Source organism: Streptomyces sp. NPDC001410, assembly GCF_042895235.1.
Classification (GTDB): Bacteria; Actinomycetota; Actinomycetes; order Streptomycetales; family Streptomycetaceae; genus Streptomyces.
On record NZ_JBIAWE010000007.1, the window covers coordinates 74,720 to 95,720 of the forward strand.

A 21,001-nucleotide genomic window follows, 5' to 3' on the forward strand; every position below is an offset into this window, starting at 1 on the left:
TACAAGCTGGCACAGGGCAGGTGAGCTGTCCGTGCCTGAGGTGCAAGCGGGTGTCCGTCGCAAGCCGAACGGCGGAACCACCGCCTCGGGAATCTCCAGACCCCCATGCCTCGTGGTCGCGTCACACGCATCAGGAGTCGGGTGTTCTTCCACGGCCGTTGGGTCGACCGTGCCGTGGGAAGGGCTGGCCGAGCGAATCATGGAACGGCTGGGCACGGACCCCGACATCACCGAGAAGCGGATGCTCGGTGGCATCGCTTTCCTCCACCGCGGCAACAGGGCCGTCGGCGTGAGTGGCGACGGCCTCACGGTCCGGGTCTGCCCCGAAGCAACCGAGGAAGCTCCTGCTCGGCCAGGCACGAGGATCTTCGACATGACCGGCCGCCCGATGCGCGGCTGGGTCGCTGTCGCGGGCCCCGCGGTCGCAGAGGGCGAGGTGCTCGGCGAGTGAATCGACGAGGGCCACGCCTTCGCTGCGAGCCTACCGACTACACCACCCGAGCCGAACCCGCCGACATCCTGGTGGCTCTCGAGGCGCTGGGCTGAAGATGCAGCACCATGCCACGCTCGGCGGGGAGACGGACGCTGCTTCCGGGCTGCGCGCGGCTGCCCCGGCCGCTCGTGTCCCTACCGGTGTTCGGGGTTCTCGTAGTCGCGGCGGCAGCCGGCGTCCCAGGCGGTGCGCTGGTTGCCGTAGGCGGGGATGCCGCCGAGGTCCTTCAGCGCCCGGGCCAGATGCAGCAGGTTCCAGGTCATGAAGGTGGTGTTGCGGTTGGTGAAGTCGTTCTCCGGGCCGCCCGAGCCGGGGTCGAGGTAGGAGGGGCCGGGGCCTGCCTCGCCGATCCAGCCGGCGTCGGCCTGGGGCGGGATGGTGTATCCCAGGTGCTGGAGGCTGTAGAGGACGTTCATGGCGCAGTGTTTGACGCCGTCCTCGTTGCCAGTGATCAGGCAGCCGCCGACGCGGCCGTAGTACGCGTACTGGCCGGCGTCGTTGAGCAGGCTGGAGCAGGCGTAGAGGCGTTCGATCACCTGTTTCGTCACCGAGCTGTTGTCGCCCAGCCAGATCGGGCCCGCCAGGACGAGGATGTCGGCGGCCAGGACCTGCTGGTAGAGGTCGGGCCAGGCATCCCTCTCCCAGCCGTGCTCCGTCATGTCGGGCCACACGCCGGTGGCGATGTCGTGATCCACCGCCCGGACGACATCCACCTGCACGCCCTGCGCGCCCAGGATGGCGGTGCTCCGGTCGATCAGCCCCTGGGTGTTGCTGACCTCCGGCGAGCGCTTGAGGGTGCAGTTGATCACCATGGCCCGCAGGTCGTCGTAGCGGGCCGGCGGTGTGTCGGTGGCGGGCGACGAAGCGGTCACACGGTCCTCCCGGAGCTTTCTGCGCAGCACGATGCTCGGCGGCGCGTGTTCACATCCGGCTCCAGCCTGCGGGACGACCGGAGCGGCCGCCATCACAGTGCCGCCGAACGGCCTCGGCATGCTCGGGGCATCGGTGTCCGCACGGCCGCCTCGGTCGGCGGTCTGTGAGTGGCTGGGGTCGGTGGGCGTGCCTACGTTCGTGTCATGGGCAGCGAAGACGCGAGCGAGTCGCGGGACACGGCAGCGGTGGAGGACGTCGCGCACCTGTTGGTGCGTTGTCTGCGGGCCGAGGGTGTGGAGTACGTCTTCGGGATTCCGGGCGAGGAGAACATCCGGTTCGTCGACGCGCTGAACGGCTCCGGGATCCGGTACATCCTGGTGCGGCACGAGCAGGCCGCCTCGTTCATGGCGGAGATCTACGGGCGGCTGACCGGGCGGGCAGGAGTGTGCTCGGCGACGCTGGGGCCCGGTGCGATCAATCTGCTGCTCGGCACCGCGGACGCGATGACCAACAGCTCCCCGATGGTGGCCTTGGCGGCGCAGGGGTCGCTGCGCCGTATCCACAAGGAGTCGCACCAGGTCATCGACCTGGTGTCGATGTTCGCTCCGGTCACCCAGTGGTCGGCCCGCATCGAGTGTCCCGACGCGGTACCGGAGATGACCCGCAAGGCGTTCAAGACCGCGCAGAGCGAGCGGCCCGGTGCCGTGTTCCTGGCGGTGCCGGAAGACATCGAGGCGGAGCGTCCCGCCGAGCCGCTGGCACCCCTGCAGATCGACGCGGTGCACACTGATGCGCCGTCGCCCTCACAGATCGCACGTGCGGTGGAGGTGATCGCCGCTGCCCGGCACCCGGTCGTGCTGGCAGGTCACGGCGCTGCCAGAGCCGGAGCCACAGCCGCCCTCGTGCGGTTCGCCGAGCGGCTGAACATCCCGGTTGCGACCACCTTTCACGGCAAGGGTGTCTTCCCGGACGACCACCCGAACGCTCTCGGCGCGGTCGGATTCATGCGGCACGACTACAGCAACTTCGGCTTCGATGCGGCCGACGTGCTGATCTGCGTGGGCTACGAGATCCAGGAGTTCGACCCGGTCAAGATCAACCCGAACGGCGACAAGCGGATCGTCCACGTGCACCGCTTCCCCGCCGAGGTGGACGCCCACTATCCGGTCGCGGTGGGCGTCGAGGGCGACCCCTCACAAGCGCTGGACGCACTCGCGGCAGCACTGCCCGACGGGCTCACCTACGACTTCGGCAGCAACGAGAAGATCCGGACGCTGCTCGACGAAGAGCTCCAGTACGGGCGCGACAACGAGGCGTTCCCGCTGGTGCCGCAGCGCGTCGTGGCCGACGTGCGCACCGCGCTGGACCGCCGCGACATCGTCCTCGCCGACACCGGCGCCGGGAAAATGTGGATGTCCCGCCTCTACCCCACCTACGAGCCGGACACGTGCCTGGTCTCCAACGGCTTGTCGACCATGGGGTTCGCCCTGCCGGGCGCGATCGCAGCGAAGCTGGCACGGCCGGACCGGCGCGTGCTGGCGATGATGGGCGACGGCTCGTTCCTGATGAACTCCCAGGAACTGGAGACCGCTGTCCGCGAACACATCCCGCTGGTCGTCCTGGTCCTGGTCGACGAGGAGTACGGCCTGATCACTTGGAAGATGGAACTCGAGATCGGCCGTCACAGCCACACCCGGTTCACCAACCCGGACCTGGTCGCCTACGCCGAGAGCTTCGGCGCCCGCGGCTACACGATCGAAGCCGCCGACCAGCTCCTGCCCGTGCTGCGCCGCGCCCTCGACGCCGACACGGTCTCCGTGATCGCCTGTCCCGTCGACTACTCCGAGAACCTGCGTCTGACCGACCGACTCGGCAGTCTCCACGGCCCTTTCTGACCTGACAGCCCAGGACTCCGGGAGAACGGCCGGCATCGACGCATGTCAGCCTCGGAGCGACTCGTCGTCCCAGGCTTGCTCAGGGGCTTCCGTGGTCGCGGGCGTAGGCGGCCAGGACCTGCTGCCGTGTGCCCCCGGTGTGCAGGAAGCGCTCGTCGAGCACAGTTGCGAGGTCATCGAGTGCGGTGGCGAGCACGGCGGCGGCGCTCCGGGCGTCCAGGCGCTCTGTTCGCCTCGTCCGCTCGGCGAGGTCGGCGACGTAGCCGAGGGTGAGGGCCAGCGAGATGTCGCCGGGTCCGTCGTGGAAGTAGTAGGACTCGGGGTACTGGAGGAAGTCCACACAGGTGCGTGCGATGTCGGCAGCGAGTTGGCCGAGGGCGGCGGCCCCCACGTCGGAGGCCGGTTGCCCGGCAGTCGGACCGGCGCGGCGCAGCTGGGAGATGCGCAGTGCCAGCGCCCGTCGCCGGGCCAGAGCCGGATAGATGCCGAGGATCCAGGAGACGGTGGCGGTCAACAACGCGAAGCCGACCAGCGCCTCCAACGGTGCGACGATGCGCAGCCAGTCGGCGGAGGGTGCGATGTCGCCGAGGCCGAGCGTGGCGACGGTCACCAGTGAGAGATACAGGGCGTCCACCGGTCCCGAGTGCTCGGACGCCTTCAACGTAGGGGAGTAGGAGAACGCTTCCGGCATGTGCGGCCAGTACACCAGGGCCCAGCCCACGGCCACGGCGCAGGCCCACGTGGCCACCACGGTCACCATGCCGACAGGCCCGGCCAGCCCGGCGGTCCTGCTGCTCTCGCGGCCCCGGGTGGACAGCCGCCACAACAGCGACATGACGACCCTGCTCAGACCCCCGTGCCGGGTGGGGTGCCACAGGGTGTGGAACACGTCCCGCAGGATGATCAGCACCACCGCCGCGCCGATCAGTGTGACCAGCCATTCCATGGGACCTCCCGGGCTCACCCGCCTCGGGTCCAGCATGCGGCGATCCCCACCCGGAGACGACCATTCGCCACGCCCCAGCCGATCGGGCCGGAGTTGGCACGTCGGCGCCGTCAGCCAGCGGACACACGGCCGAGCCGGCGCACCCTTCGGTGAAATGGCGATGGCCGTGGCAATCCCTGGCACGGCGTAGATTTCGAAAGAGCCCGTGTGCACTCGCGACGGGGACCCGATGAGAGCAACCACCGCACGTCGGACCGTAAAGGCACCGAGGCAGCCGCTTGACCGGTGTCCTGGTCCGCCACCAGCTCCTGCACGCGGCGGCCTTGGCGCCGACCCGCCCGTCGGCGTCCGAACCCTCCGCTCCTGCGGGATCGTTGGTGGTCGACGACAGCAGGGCCAATGTGCACATGCCCGCGACGGCGACTTGGCCGTGACCCGGTGGTGCGCGCTCCACGGCGCGCAGCAGCAGCCCGTCGGTCTGGACGACCTTGATCGTGCCCGCGACGGCGACGGCGACGGCGGCGGCCGCGAGCGCGGACGCGGGCGCCGCCGTGTCCGCGTCCGCGTCCGACAGGACCGTGGTGGAGGTGTCCAGGGCTTCGGGGGCCGGACCGGACACTGCGAGCGCGGCGGCTTGGTCCAGGAGTTCCTCCAGGTGCTGGCCCAGCCTGCGGTTGTAGAGGCGGATGACCAGACGAAGCCGCGGGTTGAGCCGACGGGCGGTGGGGTCTCGTCCGTCGGTGAGGACTCCCCACGGGACACGGCTGCCTACACCCGGCTCACCAGCGCTGCGGCGCGCACTCGTGGGGTGGCGCAACCGTTCCGGTGCTCGGGCGGCACGACAAGGGTGACCCGCTCCCCGTACACCGTGGTGAGCTCGGCGGCCGGCCGCTCGGCCAGCGCGCCGTCACCGCAGACGATCACGTGTCCCGTGCCAGATTTCGGCCCGACGTCGGTCGGCGAGGGTGACTTCGCCGCTCAGGTCGAGCGGTGCTACCTCAACATCGGCACCGCCCTGGCCGAGGTCGGTGCCTCCCTCGACAAAGTGTCGAAACTGACCGTCTACGTCGTCGACTGGACCCCTGACAAGATGACCCTGCTCATGGAAGGGGTCACCCGGGCGGTCGCGAAACTGGGCGTCACCCCGGCACTCCCCGCCACCTTGCTGGGCGTTGCGGCGCTGGACGTACCCGAGCACCTGGTCGAGATCGAAGCCACCGCAGTCGTCGACTGACCAGGCCCTCTTCGCCCGGGGCTGCATGAACTGGCTTTATTCATGAGTTGTTTGAAGTCGTCGGCGCGGCGCTGCTCGGCCTGCTCGCCACCGGAGTGCTCTCAGGCTGACCACCTGGGCACTGGGCCGGACTGCCGGGCGGATGCCTGACGCTGGCGCCGCCCTTGGCCGCCTGCTGGGTACGCCTCGTCCACGGCGGGTGCCGGGGGTTATGGGGTTCTCCACAGGCGCCGAGTTGTCCACAGGGTGTGACGCGTTTCGGCCACCGGTTGTACCGTCTGGACGAGTTGATGTTCGAGCTGATCCGCGTGCGAGCACGCGTGCGGTGTCTTCGGGGGAGGCGGTCGCGGTGACCGAGAGCGGTGCGGGAGCGGCGGAATCGGCCAGGCAGGCGGCGGCACCCCGGTTGCCCCGGATGCGCGGGTTCGCCGCATGGCCGCCCCAGGGCTCGCCCAAGGAGGAGGGCAAGGCGCTGCGGGAGAGCGTGCCGCGCAGCGCACACCGCACCCTCGACCTGGACGGCGCCCGCCCGGACGCGGTCACCGCGGTCGAGGAGTCCAACGCCGGCCGCATCCCCGAGCTGACCCCGATACGGGTGGGCCGGATGGCGGCCACGCCGTTCGCCTTCCTGCGCGGCTCGGCCGGACTCATGGCTCACGACCTGGCGCGCACCCCCATGACCAGGATCGGCGCCCAGATATGCGGCGACGCGCACGCGGCCAACTTCGGCCTGTACGGCGACGCCCGCGGCGGCCTGGTCATCGACCTCAACGACTTCGACGAGACCGTGCACGGCCCCTGGGAATGGGACCTGAAGCGGCTCGCCGCCTCGCTGGTGCTGGCCGGCCGCGAGGCGGGTGCCGACGAGGACACCTGCCGCAAGGCGGCAGGCGACGCGGCCGGCGCCTACCGGCGCACCATGCGGCTGCTGGCCAGGCTGTCGGCGCTGGACGCCTGGAACGCCATCGCGGACGAGGAACTGGTCTCCCACGCCGACGCCCACGACCTGCTCGGCACCCTGGAGCGGGTCTCCGAGAAGGCACGGGCAAACACCAGCGGCCGGTTCGCGGCGAAGTCGACCGAGGAAGTGGCCGACGGCGGACGCCGCTTCGTCGACGCGCCCCCGGTGCTGCGCCGGATCCCGGACGCCGAGGCGGCCGCGGTGGCCGCGGCCCTGGAGCCGTACGTGGCGACGCTCTCCGAGGACCGGCTGCCCCTGCTGGCCCGGCACGCGGTGCACGACGTCGCCTTCCGGGTCGTCGGCACCGGCAGCGTGGGCACCCGGTCCTACGTGGTGCTCCTGCTGGACCACCGTGGGCAGCCGCTGGTGCTCCAGGTGAAGGAGGCCCGCCCGTCCGCGCTGGTCCCGCACCTGGCCACGGCAGGCTTCGCGGCGGCGCCGGTGGAGCACGAGGGACGCCGGGTGGTCCTCGGCCAGAAGCGGATGCAGGTGGTCAGCGACATCCTGCTCGGCTGGACGACGGTCGACGGGCGGCCCTACCAGGTGCGCCAGTTCCGCAACCGCAAGGGCAGCGTCGACCCGGCCGCGCTCGCCGCCGACCAGGTCGACGACTACGGCCGGATGACCGGCGCCCTGCTGGCCCGCGCCCACGCCCACAGCGCCGACCCGCGCCTGATCGCCGGCTACTGCGGCAAGAACGAGGAACTGGACGAGGCGATGGCCGACTTCGCCGTCGCCTACGCCGACCGCACCGAGGCGGACCACGCCGAACTGGTGGCGGCGGTGCGGTCCGGGCGGATCGCGGCCGAGATGGGCGTGTGACGGCGGGGACGGGGAAGGCGAGGGCCGAGGTGGTGGTGAGGTGAGATACGTCGAGCTGACCGACGGCGAGGACGGGTACCCGGGGTTCATCGACCCCCGGCCCTACCTCGACCGGCTGCCCGCCCTGGCGGCCGAACTGCCGCCGGGCGCCCGCGCGTTCGCCACCGACCCCGGGCACTACGACTTCGGCGGCAAGCGCTGTGTGAAGGACCTCCGGCCCGAGCGGGTGCGCCGCAGCGGCGACGGGGACGTCGAGATCCGCTTCCGGCACAACTGCTTCAAGCACGACGAGGACCTTCTCGTCCGCTACAGAGGCGTCTCCCGCTTCCAGTCGGACGTCCTGGGCGTCTGCGACCCCGCCTCCCTCGGCGACGTGATCCTCGACGAGATCCTGCCGCACCCCGGCGGCTGCACCCACGAGCTGGCCTGCCGGCCCGGCACGCTCGTGGTCGCCTGCCGGGACCTGGAGGCCGAGTGGGTACCGGCCGACTGCCCGGACGCGCCACCGGCCGGCTGAGCCAGGGCGTCTTGGGCGACGGGTTTCGGCCGTGGCCTACGCTGGTCGGGTGACGACCCCGGAAGCTGAGCAGTCCCAGGCACCGCGGCCCGAGGAACGGCTGGAACAGGCCGTGCGGGCCGCCGAGCAGGCGTTGATCGAGTACGAGATCGCCGTGGAGACGTTCCGCGTCGAGGTCGAGAACTTCTCCCGGCTGCACGAACAGCGCCTCGGCCCGCTCTACACCCGCATCGAGGAACTGGACGCGCTGATCGCCGAGGCGAAGGCCGCCCGCACCGGCGACCCCGAGGACATCCGACGGGCCGAGGAGGCCCGCGCACATGTGCTGCCCATCCCCGGCGTCGAGGAACTGCTGAACGGCTGGATGGACGGCAACGGCCTGTTCCCGGAGGCCGCCGCCATGCTCACCGATCAGGCGGTACGGCCCCCCGAGCGGGTACGGCCCAGCGAGGAGGCCCGCAAGCTCTACCGCGACCTCGCCCGCAAGGCCCACCCCGACCTCGCCCAGGAGGAGGCGGAGCGGCAGCGGCGCGAGGAGTTCATCACCCGCGTCAACGCCGCCTACGCCCGCGGCGACGAGACCCTCCTCGCCGAACTGGCCGCGGAGTGGGCGGCGGGCCCGGTACCGCCCGAGCGGCGCCCCAGCCCTGCCGAGGAGCTGTACGCCCGCCTGGAATGGCTCACCCAGCGCAAGGAGCTGCTCACGCTGATCGCCCGCGAACTCGAGGACGGCGCGATCGCCGGCATGCTGCGCCTGGCCCCCGACGACCCCGACGCCCTCCTCGAAGAGATCGCCGCCCGCCTGCGCGCCGACATCGAACAGCGGGAGACCACGCTCGCGGGCCTGCAGGGGCAGGGATGAACACCGGCGTCGGTCGGGTAGCGTCGGGGACATGAGTTTCGGAGCTGTTGTGCCCACGGTCGAGGTCGCGGACCTCAAGGACGACGACTTCCTGCTGGACGTCCGCGAGGACGAGGAGTGGGAGGCGGGCCACGCCGCGGGGGCGCTGCACATCCCCATGAGCGAGTTCGTCGCCCGGTACGGCGAGCTGACCGAGGCCGCCCCGCAGGACGGCCGCGTCCACGTGATCTGCCGCTCCGGCGGCCGCTCCGCACAGGTCGCGATGTACCTGGGCCGGCAGGGCGTCGACGCCGTGAACGTGGCCGGCGGCATGCAGGTCTGGGAGGCCACGGGCCGCCCGGTGGTCACCGACGCCGGGGCACCCGGCGCGGTCGTCTGACCTTCTCGTCGGGCGGGGTCAGCTGAGCGGGTGGGCCGCCAGCAGGTCCCCGAGCGTCTCCTCGTACGCCGCGGCCGGGCCCAGCGCCAGCTCCAGCTGCTTGGCCCAGGCGTGGTACCGGTGCAGCGGGTAGTCGGTGTCCGCGCCGAACCCGCCGTGCAGGTGCTGCGCCGTCTGCACCACGCGGCGCACGCCCTCCGCCGCCCAGATCTTCGCCACGGCGACGTCTCCGGCGGCGGGCAGCGCTCCCGGTGCGCCCGAGGCGATCCGCCAGGCCGCCTGCCACAGGGTGGCCTCCATGGCACGCAGATCGATGTACCGGTCGGCGGCCTGGACGGCGACTGCCTGGAAGGTCGCGATCGGGTGGCCGAACTGTTCCCGCTTGCCGGTGTACTCCCCGGTCATCCTCAGTACGCGCTCGCCCAGACCGAGGGCCAGCGCACAGGTGCCGGTGGCCAGCAGCGCGTGCAGCCACTCCCAGGCACCGTCGGCCTCGATCAGGTCGCCCGCCCCGATCCGCACGGACCGCAGCCGCAGCTCGGCCAGCCGCTCCCCGCTGGTGGAGAACTGCTCCGCGAGCACCAGCCCGTCCTGCGCGCACGGCACCACCGCGAGCACCGTCCGGTCGGCGTCGGTGTGCGCCGGCACGAGGACGAGGTCCGCGTCGTACGCCCACGGCACCGCCGTCTGCACCCCGTCGAGCACCCAGGCCGGCCCGTCCCGCCGCGCGGTGACGGCGAGCCCCGCCGGGTCGTGTCCGGTACGACCGTGCGCGGCGACGGTCAGCACCAGCTCACCGCGCCCCGCCCGGGTCAGCAGCCGCTCTCCCAGCTCCTTCGCGCCGTAGGCCTGTACGGCCGCGGCCGCCGCGCTGTGCTCCAGCAGCGGCACCCGGGCGAGCACCCCGGCGGACTCGCGCAGCACCAGGCACAGCGCGATCGCGTCGAGCCCTGCCCCGCCGTACCGCTCGTCCAGCAGCAGGCCGGTCAGGTCCGCGCCGGCCAGCCGGGACCACAGCGCCCGGTCGAAGCCCTCAGCCACGGCACCGGTGGTGAGCGCCGGACTGGGCACCGCGTCCGGCGCCACCCCGGCGAACACCCCCCGCGCCGCCTCGGCCGCCGCCAACTGCTCCTCGCTGAAGGTGAAGTCCACGGCCTGTCCTCCCGGCGGGTCGGGTCAACTGACGGTTCGTCCGACGCATTCGGCATTCGCCTGACGAGCCGTCAAGATAGAACAGGTTCTAAAAGAAGGGAACGGGGAGGGAGCCGCCTTCGAGGCACGCCTCAGCGGTCGAAGTCCAGTTCCACCTTCTCCGTGAGCGGATGCGACTGGCAGGCCAGCACATAGCCGGCGTCCGTCTCCTCCGCCTCCAGCGCGAAGTTGCGGTCCATGCGCACCTCGCCCGAGACCAGGAAGGCCCGGCAGGTTCCGCACACCCCGCCCTTGCAGGCGTAGGGCGCGTCGGAGCGGTTGCGCAGCACCGTCTCCAGCAGGGACTCGCCGTCCTGGACCGGCCAGGTGCCGCCGCGTCCGTCGAGCCGGGCGGTGACGGTGCTGTGCGCGGGCACCGGCACGCCGGCCGCCGGGGCCGCCCCCGCGTCCACGTGGAAGATCTCCTCGTGAATGTGGGCCCGGTCCACGCCCAGCTCGCGCAGCGCCTTCTCCGCGCCCTCGACCAGCCCGAACGGCCCGCACAGGAACCATCCCGCCACCTGGTCCACCGGCAACAGCGCCGGCAGCAGCCCCGTGAGCCGCTCCCGGTCGAGCCGGCCGGAGGGCAGGCCCGCCTGCTGCTCCTCGCGGGAGAGCACGGTCACCAGCTGCAGCCGCTCCGGGTAGCGGTCCTTCAGGTCGGCGGCCTCCTCCAGGAACATCGTCGACGCGGCCGTACGGTCGCTGCGTATCAGGCAGAACCGGGCCTCGGGCTCACGTGCCAGCAGCGTGGAGACGATCGACAGCACGGGGGTGATGCCGCTGCCGCCGACGATCGCCGCGTACAGGCCCGGTGCCGGTTCGAGGGTGAAGCGTCCGGCCGGGGTCATCACCTCCAGCTCGTCGCCGACGTTCACCTCCTTCAGCGCGTACGTCGAGAACGCGCCGCCCTCGACCAGCCGCACCCCCACCCGCAGCGTGGCCGGGCCCTCGCCGGCCGGGTCGGGGGCCGGGGAGCAGATCGAGTACGTCCGCCGTATCTCCACGCCGTCCTCGCGCCGCCGCAGGGCGAGGTGCTGGCCCGGTGCGTGCCGGTACTCCTCGCGCAGCTCGGGCGGGACGGTGAGGGTGAGGGCGACGGAGTCGTCGGTGAGCCGGTCGACCGCGGCCACCGGGAGCGGGTGGAAGCGTGCCATCACAGCTCCTTGAAGTGGTCGAACGGTTCACGGCAGGACAGGCAGCGGCGCAGCGCCTTGCAGGCGGTGGAGGAGAACCGGCTCAGCAGCTCGGTCTTGGCGGACCCGCAGTGCGGGCAGCACACCGGGTCGGTGTCCTCGGTGAGGGTGCGGGTCGCGCCCAGGGTCAGCGCCACCGGTCCGGAGTCGTGGCGCACGCGCGGGGGAGCGATGCCGAACTCCTGGAGTTTGCGGCGGCCTTCGGGCGTGATGTCGTCGGTCGACCAGGCGGGGGTGAGCACCGTGCGGACGTTGACTTTGAGCACGCCGTGGGCGTGCAGCACCCGCTCGATGTCCACGCTCATCGCCTCGACGGCGGGACAGCCGGTGTAGGTCGGGGTCAGGTCGACCTCGACCGCGTCCGGGCCGCTGATGTGCACCGCGCGCACCACGCCCAGCTCGTGGAGCGTGAGCACGGGCAGTTCGGGGTCGGGCACCGAGCCGGCCAGCTCCAGCAGCTCCGCCTCCAGGGCGGTGGCGATCACCATGACGCCCCCGGGTGGCTACGGTGCAGGTGCTGCATCTCGGCGAGCATCCGCCCGAACGGCTCGGTGTGCAGGCCCTGGCGGCCGGCGCCCGCCGACCACGCGCCGGTGCGCGGCCCCTCGGGGACGGTCAGGGTGGCCCGGCCGAGGACGTCCGTCACGGACCGGAGCCACTGGGCCTCCATGCCCGCCCAGTCGGCGTCCAGGCCCTCCACCGGCTGGAACATCTCCCCGGTGAACCGCCACAGCGCCTCGCAGGCCCGCTGCATCCGCTCCCGGCTCGACTCGGTGCCGTCGCCGAGCCGCAGCGTCCACAGCTCGGCGTGGTCGCGGTGGTAGGCGACCTCCTTGACGGCCTTCGCGGCCAGCGGTGCGAAGGGGCCGTCGGCCCCGGCCAGTTCGGTGTAGAGCAGCTGCTGGTAGGTGGAGAAGTACAGCTGGCGGGCGATGGTGTGCGCGAAGTCGCCGCCCGGCTGCTCGACGAGCTGGAGGTTGCGGAAGGAACGCTCCTCGCGCAGGTAGGCCAGCTCGTCCTCGTCGCCGGCCATCGAGAGCAGTACGCGGGCCTGGCCGAGCAGGTCGAGGGCGATGTTGGCGAGGGCGACCTCCTCCTCCAGGACCGGGGCGTGCCCGGCCCACTCCCCCAGGCGGTGGGAGAGCACCAGGGCGTCGTCGCCGAGGGCGAGGGCGGCGGTCGTGGTGACGGTCGCGGTCACAGGTGCTTCACCCCTTCCGGGATCTCGTAGAAGGTCGGGTGCCGGTAGGGCTTGTCGGCGGCCGGCTCGAAGAACGGGTCCTTCTCGTCGGGCGAGGACGCGGTGATGGCGGCGGCCGGGACGACCCAGATCGAGACGCCCTCGCCGCGCCGGGTGTACAGGTCGCGGGCGTTGCGCAGGGCCAGCTCCGCGTCCGGTGCGTGCAGGCTGCCGGCGTGGGTGTGGGAGAGGCCGCGCCTGGAGCGCACGAAGACCTCCCACAGGGGCCAGTCGGTGTTGGTCATGCCTGCTTCGCTCCCGTCTCACCGGTGTGCTTGGCCGCGTAGGCCGCGGCTGCTTCCCTTACCCATGCGCCCTCGTCGTGGGCGTTTCTGCGCTGGGTGATCCGCTGCTCGTTGCAGGGGCCGTTGCCCTTGAGGACCTCCCAGAACTCCGTCCAGTCGATCGCGCCGAAGTCGTGGTGCCCCCGCTCCTCGTTCCACCGCAGGTCCGGGTCGGGGAGGGTCAGGCCCAGGGATTCGGCCTGGGGGACACAGATGTCGACGAAGCGCTGGCGCAGCTCGTCGTTCGAGTGGCGCTTGATCTTCCACTCCATGGACTGCGCGGAGTGCTGCGACTCGTCGTCGGGCGGGCCGAACATCATCAGCGAGGGCCACCACCAGCGGTCCACCGCGTCCTGCGCCATCGCGTGCTGCTCCTCGGTGCCCTTGCTCAGGGCCAGCAGCAGCTCGTACCCCTGGCGCTGGTGGAAGGACTCCTCCTTGCAGATCCGCACCATGGCGCGCGCGTACGGGCCGTAGGAGCAGCGGCACAGGGGGACCTGGTTGGTGATCGCGGCGCCGTCCACCAGCCAGCCGATCGCGCCGACGTCGGCCCAGGTCAGGGTGGGGTAGTTGAAGATCGAGGAGTACTTCTGGCGGCCGCTGTGCAGCTTGTCGAGCAGCTCCTCACGGCTGGTGCCGAGGGTCTCGGCCGCGCTGTACAGGTACAGGCCGTGGCCGGCCTCGTCCTGGACCTTGGCCATCAGGATCGCCTTGCGGCGCAGGCTGGGCGCGCGGGTGATCCAGTTGGCCTCCGGCTGCATGCCGATGATCTCGGAGTGCGCGTGCTGGGCGATCTGCCGGACCAGGGTCGCGCGGTAGGCCTCGGGCATCCAGTCGCGGGGCTCGATGCGTTCGTCGGCGGCCACGGCCGCATCGAAGGCGCGCTCGTACTCCGCCGTGTCGCCGGCGGTGGTCCGTGCGCCGTCCGCGTCCGTGCGGTGCGCGGCTGCTGTGGCCATGCGTTCCCCCTGACCTCGGGCTTTCCTGGAACATGTCCCGACCGATCGTTCGGTCCGTGCGCAATCAATGGTGTGCCGGGCCGCTGCGGGTGTCAACCGCTGTGGAAAACCTCCCGTGCCACCTGTGGATAACCGTGGGTGGACGGCACGGCGTGGCGAGAGCCACTGAGCCGGCTCGTACCCGGGGCTGCGCCGAACGGCCGGTGCTGAGTACCGTTCCGTGCGAGTGCTACGGAGTGGCGCTCGGGAAGAGCGCGGCGCCTGTGGTGGCGCCGGGACGGCCGAACGGAAGCGGGGGACGGGGCGGAATGGACGCGTACGACGAGGACTCGCAGGCCCTGCGCGGGCCCGACGGGTCGACCGGGGCGCGTCGCCCACCGGACCCCGAACGCCAGGAGGATCCCGCCCTGCAGGCTTCCGGCGACCCCGACGGCTCCCCGGCTCCCGGCTCTCTGCCCCCGGCACCCCGCACCGGCGTCGCCGCCCTCTCCCCCCGCTACCAGGTCGGCGCGGCGGTGGCGCTCGCGATCGTGGCCGTCGCCGCCTGTGTGCATCTGGGCATGGTGTTCCTGAGCCTCGCGCCGGCGAACACGGTGACCAAGCAGCACGGCAAGGCGATAGAGGAGTGGGTGTACCCGGAGTTCGAGCAGAACTGGAAGCTGTTCGCCCCGAACCCGCTGCAGCAGAACATCGCCGTCCAGGTGCGTGCCGAGGTGCGGATGAAGGACGGCAGCCTGCGCACCACCGGCTGGACCGACCTCTCCGCCCAGGACGGCGCCGCCATCGACGGCAGCCTGGTGCCCAGCCACACCCAGCAGAACGAGCTGCGCCGCGGCTGGGACTTCTTCGTCGCCACGCACGGCACCGACAACCAGCCCGTGGGCATGCGCGGCGCGCTCTCCCAGCAGTACGTGCGCCGGATCGTGGTCATGCGCATGCACCGGACCGACCCGATCAGCAGGGAGGGCGTCATCCAGCGCGTGCAGGTCCGCTCCAGCACCACGAATGTGCAGCCGCCGAAGTGGAGCCGCGAGAAGATCTCCGACAAGCCCGTGTACCGGCTGCTGCCGTGGTGGACGGTGCCCTCCGACGAGGCCGCCGGAGGTGTGCGGTGAACCGTCTGTCCCTGACGCTCTCGCGGTGCATCGCCCGCGTCACCGAGTCGGCGCTCGGCCCGTACCAGAGCGCCGTCATCCGCATCGGCTTCGCCGCGACCTGGCTGCTGTTCCTGCTGCGCGAGTTCCCCCACCGCCAGGAGCTGTACGGTCCCGACGGTCCCTGGGGCTGGGACCTCGCCCAGCAGCTGATCTCCGACAACCACGCCTTCACGGCCCTGATGTGGTCCGACGGACAGGCCTGGTTCGAGACCTTCTACCTGCTGACGATCCTCGCCAGTGCGGCCCTGCTGCTGGGCTGGCGCACCCGGACCGCCTCCGTGCTGTTCATGGTCGGTGTGCTGTCGCTGCAGAACCGCAGCGTCTTCGTCGGTGACGGCGGCGACAACGTCCTGCACCTGATGTCCATCTACCTGGTGTTCACGCGCTGCGGCCAGGTGTGGTCGCTGGACGCGCGCCGGGCGGCCCGCAACGAGGCGGCACGCGCCCGTGGGGAGCAGCCCCGCCCCGACCGCGTGGGAGCCGTGCTGTGGGCGGTCCTCGGGCTCGCGCTCGGGGGTGTGACGCTGGCCGGCCGGTTCGACAGCGGCTGGCTGGTGCCCGCGCTGCTGTGGACGGCCTGGGTGGGCCTCGGTCTGTGGTGGGCGATACAGCGCCGGGCGAGGTCGCAGGAGCCGCGGATCCTGCTGGACGTGATCGCCAACATCCTGCACAACGGTGCCCTGGTCGTGATCATGGCGGAGGCCTGCCTGATCTACGCCACCGCCGGCTGGTACAAGATCCAGGGCTCGCGCTGGCAGGACGGCACCGCCGTCTACTACCCGCTCCACCTGGACTACTTCTCGCCCTGGCCGGGTCTTGCCGACCTGATGTCCTCCAGCGGCACGATCATGATGATTGCGGCCTACGGGACGGTCATGGTGCAGGTCGCCTTCCCGTTCACGCTGTTCAACCGGCGGGTCAAGAACGTCCTGCTGGTGGTGATGATGACCGAGCACGCCGTGATCGCGGTCGTCCTCGGCCTGCCGTTCTTCTCGCTGGCGATGATCACCGCGGACGCGGTCTTCCTGCCGACCTCCTTCCTGCTGCTCCTCGGCGGCTGGGCGGCACGCGCATGGGGACGGCTGGGACGCCGCGGCGAGGGCGGCGAGGGCGGCGAGCCTACGCTGCCGGCGCAGCGCACCTCGGAGGACAGCACGCCGGGACGCGTAGGGTTCACGGCATGACCGACCCGGTGACCCAGTGGCGCGAGCGCGCCGGCGGCGCCGTGCTGCTCGACGGCTTCCACGCCCTCAAGCACGCGCTGCGCTTCGGCGCGGAGGTGCCCGTCGCGGTCACCACCGACCGGCGGGCGGCGCTCGCTCTCGCCGGGGAACTGGCCGGGGACGTCAGGGACGCGTTGGACGCGCTCCTGACGGAGGTGCCGCAGGAGACGTACGCCTCGCTCGTGACGCGGCCCCATCCGACGGGCGTGGCCGCCCTGGCCGTACGGCCGCCCCGCGAGGCCAATCTGCGGGCGCTCGCCCACATGCCCCGCACCGCGCCGATCGTGGTCCTCGACAACCCGCGCAACCTCGGCAACGCCGGGGCCGTGATCCGGCTGGCCGCCGGTTTCGGTGCGACCGGGGTGGTCACCACGGGCACCCTCGACCCCTGGCACCCCACCGTGGTGCGCGGCGGAGCGGGGCTGCACTTCGCGACCGCCGTGGAGCGGCTCGAGGCCAAGGAGCTGCCCGCCGGGCCGCTGTTCGCCCTCGACCCCGAGGGCGACGACATCCGGGGCACCAAGCTGCCGGACGACGCCGTGCTCGCCTTCGGGTCGGAGCGCAGCGGTCTGTCGGCCGAGCTGCGCGCGCGTGCCGACCACCTGCTGGCACTGCCGATGCGCCCCCAGGTCTCCAGTTACAACCTGGCCACCAGCGTGGCCATGACGCTGTACCACTGGAGTGCCACCGGGGGCGCACCCACGGCTTCCTAGGCCTCCCGGCGGACCTCCACCACCCGGAAGCGGTTGGCCACGAACGCGCCGTCGGTGAGGGCCGCGTTCGCCGCCGGGTTGCCGCCCGAGCCGTGGAAGTCGGAGAAGGCGGCCGTCTGGTTCACGTACACCCCGCCGATCAGGTTGAGGGACAGCTGGGCGGCCTCCTCCAGGCAGACCTCCTCGACGGCCTGCGTGACGTCCTGGTCGGTGGTGTAGGCGCCGACGGTCATGGCGCCCTTGTCGCGGACCGTGCGGCGCAGCAGCTCGACCGCGTCGGCCGCCGAGTCGACCGCGACGGCGAAGGAGACGGGGCCGAAGCACTCGCTCATGTAGGCGGCCTCGTCGTCCGGCTTGGCGCCGTCCAGCTTGACGATCACCGGGGTGCGGACGACGGCGCCCGGGAACTCCGGGTTGCTGATCTCGCGCGAGGCCAGGGCGACCTCACCGAGGCCGGCCGCCGCCTCCAGACGGGCCTTGACGTCCGGGTTGACGATCGCGCCCAGCAGGGCGTTCGCGCGGGCGTCGTCGCCGAGCAGGCCGTCGACCGCGCGGGCGAGGTCGGTGGTCACCTCGTCGAAGGTCTTGGGGCCCTCGTCGGTGCGGATGCCGTCGCGCGGGATGAGCAGGTTCTGCGGGGTGGTGCACATCTGGCCGCTGTACAGGGACAGCGAGAAGGCCAGGTTGGACAGCATGCCCTTGTAGTTGTCGGTCGACTCCATGACGACCGTGTTGACGCCGGCCTTCTCCGTGTAGACCTGCGCCTGGCGGGCGTTGTCCTCCAGCCAGTCGCCGAAGGACGTCGAGCCGGTGTAGTCGATGATCCGGATCTCGGGGCGGGTGGCCAGCGTCTTGGCGATGCCCTCGCCGGGGTGCTCGGCGGCGAGCGCGACCAGGTTCGGGTCGAAGCCCGCCTCGGTGAGCACCTGCCGGGCGACCTGCACGGTCAGCGCGAGCGGCAGCACCGCACGCGGGTGGGGCTTGACCAGGACCGCGTTGCCGGTCGCCAGGGAGGCGAACAGGCCCGGGTAGCCGTTCCAGGTCGGGAAGGTGTTGCAGCCGATGACCAGGCCGATGCCGCGCGGGACCGGCGTGAACTGCTTGGTCAGCGCCAGCGGGTCGCGCTTGCCCTGCGGCTTGGTCCACTCGGCCGTCTCGGGCGTGCGGACCTGCTCCACGTACGCGTACGCCACCGCTTCCAGACCGCGGTCCTGGGCGTGCGGGCCGCCCGCCTGGAACGCCATCATGAAGGCCTGTCCACTGGTGTGCATGACCGCGTGCGCGAACTCGTGCGTCCGGTCGCTGATCCGCTTCAGGATCTCCAGACAGACCACGGCACGGGTCTCCGCGCCCGCGTCCCGCCAGGCCCGCTGGCCGGCCTTCATCGCGGGCAGCAGCACGTCGACGTCCGCGTGCGGGTAGGTGACGCCCAGCTCGATGCCGTACGGCGAGACCTCACCGCCGACCCAGTCGTCGGTGCCGGGCTGGCCGAGGTCGATGCGGGTGCCGAGGAGGGCGTCGAAGGCGGCCTTGCCCGCGGCCGCGTCCAGGCTGCCGTGCTCGCCGTAAGCCTTCGGATGCTCGGGATGCGGGGACCAGTACGCACGCGTGCGGATCGCTTCCAGGGCCTGGTCGAGAGTGGGCCGGTGCTTCGCGATCAACTCGTGCGCGGTCAGTTCGGCGGCCATGCGGGACCAACTCCTCGTCTGGAGAACTCATCGTCGAGTTCATGACCTGGGCGGAATCAGAGGCGGGAAAATCTGGAGGTGTGGCGCGAAGCGCTTCGTTCGGGGTGAGGGTGCGCGACGGGCGGATCTGGAGGTGTGGCGCGATGCGCCTCGTTCAGGGTGGTGGTGGGCGACGGGTGGGCGGTCAGAGCTAGAGTAACCGAACGATCGGTCGGTACAAGGGGGCCTGCCGCATCTGTGGACAACGTCGTGCGGGAGGATCGCGCACATGACAGCACTCGACCTCAGCAGGCCTGTGGCCGTCGTCGGCACCGGCACCATGGGTCAGGGAATCGCCCAGGTCGCGCTGGCCGCCGGCCACCCGGTGAAGCTCTACGACGCCGTGCCCGGGCGGGCTCAGGAGGCGGCCGAAGCGATCGGCGCCCGGCTCGACCGGCTCGTGGCGAAGGACCGGCTCACCGCCGCCGAGCGGGACGCGGCCCGTGCCCGGCTCACGCCCGCGGACAGCCTCGCCGAGCTGTCCGACTGCACGCTGGTCGTCGAGGCCGTCCTGGAGCGGCTGGACGTCAAGCAGAAGCTCCTGCGCGAGCTGGAGGACGTCGTCGCCGACGACTGCCTGCTCGCCACCAACACCTCGTCCCTGTCGGTGACGGCCATCGGCGGCGCGCTCGTCAACCCCGGCCGCTTCGTGGGCCTGCACTTCTTCAACCCGGCCCCGCTGCTGCCGCTGGTCGAGGTCGTCTCCGGGTTCGCCACCGACGTCACGTCGGCCACGCGCGCGTACGAGACCGCCCGCGCCTGGGGCAAGACCCCGGTGGCCTGCGCGGACACCCCCGGCTTCATCGTCAACCGGATCGCCCGACCCTTCTACGCCGAGGCCTTCGCCGTGTACGAGGCCCAGGGCGCCGACCCGGCCACCATCGACGCGGTCCTGCGCGAGTCGGGCGGCTTCCGGATGGGCGCGTTCGAGCTGACCGACCTGATCGGGCAGGACGTCAACGAGTCCGTCACCCACTCGGTGTGGCAGTCCTTCTTCCAGGACGTCCGCTTCACGCCCTCGCTGGCCCAACGGCGGCTGGTCGAGTCCGGGCGGCTCGGCCGCAAGAGCGGGCACGGCTGGTACGACTACGCCGAGGACGCCGAGCGGCCCGAGCCGCACACGGCCGACAAGGAGCGGCCGCCCGCGTACGTCGTCGCCGAGGGCGGCCTGGGCCCGGCGGCCGAACTGCTCACGCTGGTCCGTGAGGCGGGCATCGAGGTCCGCGAGGAGGGCGAGGACAACGGCACCCGGCTGGTGCTGCCGAGCGGCGGCCAGCTGGCCCTCGCCGACGGCCAGACCTCCGTGGAGTTCCGCGACGTCGTCTACTTCGACCTCGCCCTCGACTACCGCAGGGCCACCCGCATCGCCCTGTCCTCCTCCCAGGACACCGCGCCACAGACCCTCGCCGAGGCGATCGGCCTCTTCCAGGCGCTAGGCAAGGAGGTGAGCGTCATCGGCGACGTCCCCGGCATGATCGTCGCCCGCACCGTCGCCCGGATCGTGGACCTCGCGCACGACGCCGTCGCCAAGGGCGTCGCCACCGAGGAGGACATCGACACCGCGATGCGCCTCGGCGTCAACTACCCGCTCGGCCCCTTCGAGTGGAGCCGCCGGCTCGGCCGCGGCTGGGCCTACGACCTGCTGGACGACCTGCACCTGCGCGACCCCTCCGGCCGGTACGCGCCGTCCCTCGCGCTCTACCGACACGCGTACGCCACCGACAAGCGGGAGGGCACCTCATGACGACCGCCAAGCGCGACACGTACACCCCCGAGACGCTGCTCTCCGTCGCCGTCCAGGTCTTCAACGAGCGCGGCTACGACGGCACCTCCATGGAGCACCTGTCCAAGGCGGCCGGTATCTCCAAGTCGTCCATCTACCACCACGTCAGCGGCAAGGAGGAGCTGCTGCGCCGGGCCGTCAGCCGGGCTCTGGAGGGCCTGTTCGGGATCCTCGACGAGGAGCACGCGCGCGTGGGGCGCCCCGTGGAGCGTCTGGAGCACGTCGTGCGGCGCATGGTCGAGGTGCTGATATCCGAGCTGCCCTACGTCACGCTGCTGCTGCGCGTGCGCGGCAACACCGAGACCGAACGCTGGGCGCTGGAGCGGCGCCGCGACTTCGACCACCGGGTCGCCGAGCTGCTGAAGGCCGCCGCCGCCGACGGTGACGTACGCGGCGACGTGGAGGTGCGGCTGGCCACCCGGCTGGTCTTCGGAATGATCAACTCCGTCGTGGAGTGGTACCGGCCCGACACCCGCGGCGCCAGCGGCCGCGAGGTGGCCGACGCGGTGGTCCTGCTGGTCTTCTCGGGCCTGCGGCAGAGCTGAT

At 71.7% G+C, this 21,001-nt stretch carries 20 protein-coding genes and 2 pseudogenes; 12 read left to right on the top strand and 10 right to left on the bottom strand.

What is annotated here, in order from left to right; all coding sequences use genetic code 11:
- Positions 1–199: 199 nt before the first annotated feature.
- Positions 200–451, top strand: coding sequence for a TfoX/Sxy family protein (locus tag ACFY3C_RS16505; RefSeq protein ID WP_390771195.1), 252 nt, complete (start codon positions 200–202; stop codon positions 449–451).
- A gap of 176 nt (positions 452–627) precedes the next feature.
- On the opposite strand, the gene ACFY3C_RS16510 is transcribed toward ACFY3C_RS16505, so the two are convergent.
- Complete coding sequence (locus ACFY3C_RS16510) at positions 628–1,305, bottom strand: flavodoxin family protein (protein WP_390771454.1); 678 nt, start codon at positions 1,303–1,305, stop codon at positions 628–630.
- Between the two features lie 264 nt (positions 1,306–1,569).
- On the opposite strand from ACFY3C_RS16510, the gene ACFY3C_RS16515 reads away from it, so the two are divergent.
- Complete coding sequence (locus tag ACFY3C_RS16515; RefSeq protein WP_390771196.1) at positions 1,570–3,261, top strand: acetolactate synthase large subunit; 1,692 nt, start codon at positions 1,570–1,572, stop codon at positions 3,259–3,261.
- A 79-nt stretch (positions 3,262–3,340) separates the two neighbouring features.
- On the opposite strand, the gene ACFY3C_RS16520 is transcribed toward ACFY3C_RS16515, so the two are convergent.
- Both ACFY3C_RS16520 and ACFY3C_RS16525 read right to left on the bottom strand, forming a co-directional pair.
- On the bottom strand, positions 3,341–4,207 hold the full coding sequence (locus ACFY3C_RS16520; RefSeq protein WP_386572736.1) for a potassium channel family protein: 867 nt from the start codon (positions 4,205–4,207) through the stop codon (positions 3,341–3,343).
- A gap of 328 nt (positions 4,208–4,535) precedes the next feature.
- A pseudogene (locus tag ACFY3C_RS16525) lies at positions 4,536–5,131 on the bottom strand (potassium transporter TrkA); the annotation flags it as partial.
- A 28-nt stretch (positions 5,132–5,159) separates the two neighbouring features.
- Between ACFY3C_RS16525 and ACFY3C_RS16530 the strand changes: the two are divergent.
- The 5 genes and pseudogenes from ACFY3C_RS16530 to ACFY3C_RS16550 all read left to right on the top strand — a co-directional run.
- Positions 5,160–5,441: pseudogene (locus tag ACFY3C_RS16530) on the top strand (RidA family protein); the annotation flags it as partial.
- Between the two features lie 415 nt (positions 5,442–5,856).
- Positions 5,857–7,224, top strand: a complete 1,368-nt coding sequence (locus ACFY3C_RS16535; protein WP_390771455.1) for a DUF2252 domain-containing protein — start codon at positions 5,857–5,859, stop codon at positions 7,222–7,224.
- Between the two features lie 40 nt (positions 7,225–7,264).
- Positions 7,265–7,741, top strand: coding sequence for a hypothetical protein (locus tag ACFY3C_RS16540; protein ID WP_386572737.1), 477 nt, complete (start codon positions 7,265–7,267; stop codon positions 7,739–7,741).
- Positions 7,742–7,790: 49 nt separating this feature from the next.
- Positions 7,791–8,603: a hypothetical protein gene (locus ACFY3C_RS16545; RefSeq protein ID WP_389179173.1), complete on the top strand. Its 813-nt coding sequence runs from the start codon at positions 7,791–7,793 to the stop codon at positions 8,601–8,603.
- Positions 8,604–8,652: 49 nt separating this feature from the next.
- Positions 8,653–8,982 (top strand): rhodanese-like domain-containing protein, encoded by a 330-nt coding sequence (locus ACFY3C_RS16550; protein WP_386573120.1) that lies wholly within the window; start codon positions 8,653–8,655, stop codon positions 8,980–8,982.
- A gap of 18 nt (positions 8,983–9,000) precedes the next feature.
- Here ACFY3C_RS16550 and ACFY3C_RS16555 read toward each other — a convergent pair whose 3' ends face one another.
- From ACFY3C_RS16555 to paaA, 6 genes are all read right to left on the bottom strand, one after another.
- On the bottom strand, positions 9,001–10,134 hold the full coding sequence (locus tag ACFY3C_RS16555) for an acyl-CoA dehydrogenase family protein (RefSeq protein WP_386572740.1): 1,134 nt from the start codon (positions 10,132–10,134) through the stop codon (positions 9,001–9,003).
- Between the two features lie 131 nt (positions 10,135–10,265).
- Positions 10,266–11,330, bottom strand: coding sequence for a 2Fe-2S iron-sulfur cluster-binding protein (locus ACFY3C_RS16560; RefSeq protein WP_390771197.1), 1,065 nt, complete (start codon positions 11,328–11,330; stop codon positions 10,266–10,268).
- Positions 11,330–11,857 (bottom strand): 1,2-phenylacetyl-CoA epoxidase subunit PaaD, encoded by a 528-nt coding sequence (gene paaD / locus ACFY3C_RS16565; protein ID WP_386572742.1) that lies wholly within the window; start codon positions 11,855–11,857, stop codon positions 11,330–11,332. Before paaD ends, ACFY3C_RS16560 begins: the two co-directional genes overlap by 1 nt.
- On the bottom strand, positions 11,851–12,570 hold the full coding sequence (paaC, locus tag ACFY3C_RS16570) for a 1,2-phenylacetyl-CoA epoxidase subunit PaaC (protein ID WP_389179185.1): 720 nt from the start codon (positions 12,568–12,570) through the stop codon (positions 11,851–11,853). The genes paaD and paaC overlap by 7 nt, the downstream gene beginning before the upstream one ends.
- Entirely contained in the window at positions 12,567–12,854 is a 288-nt protein-coding gene (gene paaB / locus ACFY3C_RS16575) for a 1,2-phenylacetyl-CoA epoxidase subunit PaaB (RefSeq protein WP_094218582.1), read from the bottom strand. The genes paaC and paaB overlap by 4 nt, the downstream gene beginning before the upstream one ends.
- Positions 12,851–13,852: a 1,2-phenylacetyl-CoA epoxidase subunit PaaA gene (paaA, locus tag ACFY3C_RS16580; protein WP_389179189.1), complete on the bottom strand. Its 1,002-nt coding sequence runs from the start codon at positions 13,850–13,852 to the stop codon at positions 12,851–12,853. Before paaA ends, paaB begins: the two co-directional genes overlap by 4 nt.
- Positions 13,853–14,160: 308 nt before the next feature.
- Between paaA and ACFY3C_RS16585 the strand changes: the two genes are divergently transcribed.
- Genes ACFY3C_RS16585 through ACFY3C_RS16595 form a run of 3 tightly spaced genes read left to right on the top strand, consistent with a single transcriptional unit; the run spans position 14,161 to position 16,945 of the window.
- Entirely contained in the window at positions 14,161–14,967 is an 807-nt protein-coding gene (locus ACFY3C_RS16585) for a DUF5819 family protein (RefSeq protein ID WP_390771198.1), read from the top strand.
- Entirely contained in the window at positions 14,964–16,193 is a 1,230-nt protein-coding gene (locus tag ACFY3C_RS16590; protein WP_390771199.1) for an HTTM domain-containing protein, read from the top strand. The genes ACFY3C_RS16585 and ACFY3C_RS16590 overlap by 4 nt, the downstream gene beginning before the upstream one ends.
- Positions 16,190–16,945: a TrmH family RNA methyltransferase gene (locus ACFY3C_RS16595; protein WP_390771200.1), complete on the top strand. Its 756-nt coding sequence runs from the start codon at positions 16,190–16,192 to the stop codon at positions 16,943–16,945. The genes ACFY3C_RS16590 and ACFY3C_RS16595 overlap by 4 nt, the downstream gene beginning before the upstream one ends.
- On the opposite strand, the gene paaN is transcribed toward ACFY3C_RS16595, so the two are convergent.
- Positions 16,942–18,633, bottom strand: coding sequence for a phenylacetic acid degradation protein PaaN (gene paaN, locus ACFY3C_RS16600; RefSeq protein WP_390771201.1), 1,692 nt, complete (start codon positions 18,631–18,633; stop codon positions 16,942–16,944). The genes ACFY3C_RS16595 and paaN overlap by 4 nt on opposite strands.
- A gap of 268 nt (positions 18,634–18,901) precedes the next feature.
- Between paaN and ACFY3C_RS16605 the strand changes: the two genes are divergently transcribed.
- Positions 18,902–20,416 (top strand): 3-hydroxyacyl-CoA dehydrogenase, encoded by a 1,515-nt coding sequence (locus ACFY3C_RS16605; RefSeq protein ID WP_386572749.1) that lies wholly within the window; start codon positions 18,902–18,904, stop codon positions 20,414–20,416.
- The gene (locus tag ACFY3C_RS16610; RefSeq protein ID WP_386572750.1) at positions 20,413–21,000 is read left to right on the top strand and encodes a TetR/AcrR family transcriptional regulator; all 588 of its coding nucleotides are present in this window, start codon (positions 20,413–20,415) and stop codon (positions 20,998–21,000) included. The genes ACFY3C_RS16605 and ACFY3C_RS16610 overlap by 4 nt, the downstream gene beginning before the upstream one ends.
- Position 21,001 lies beyond the last annotated feature (1 nt).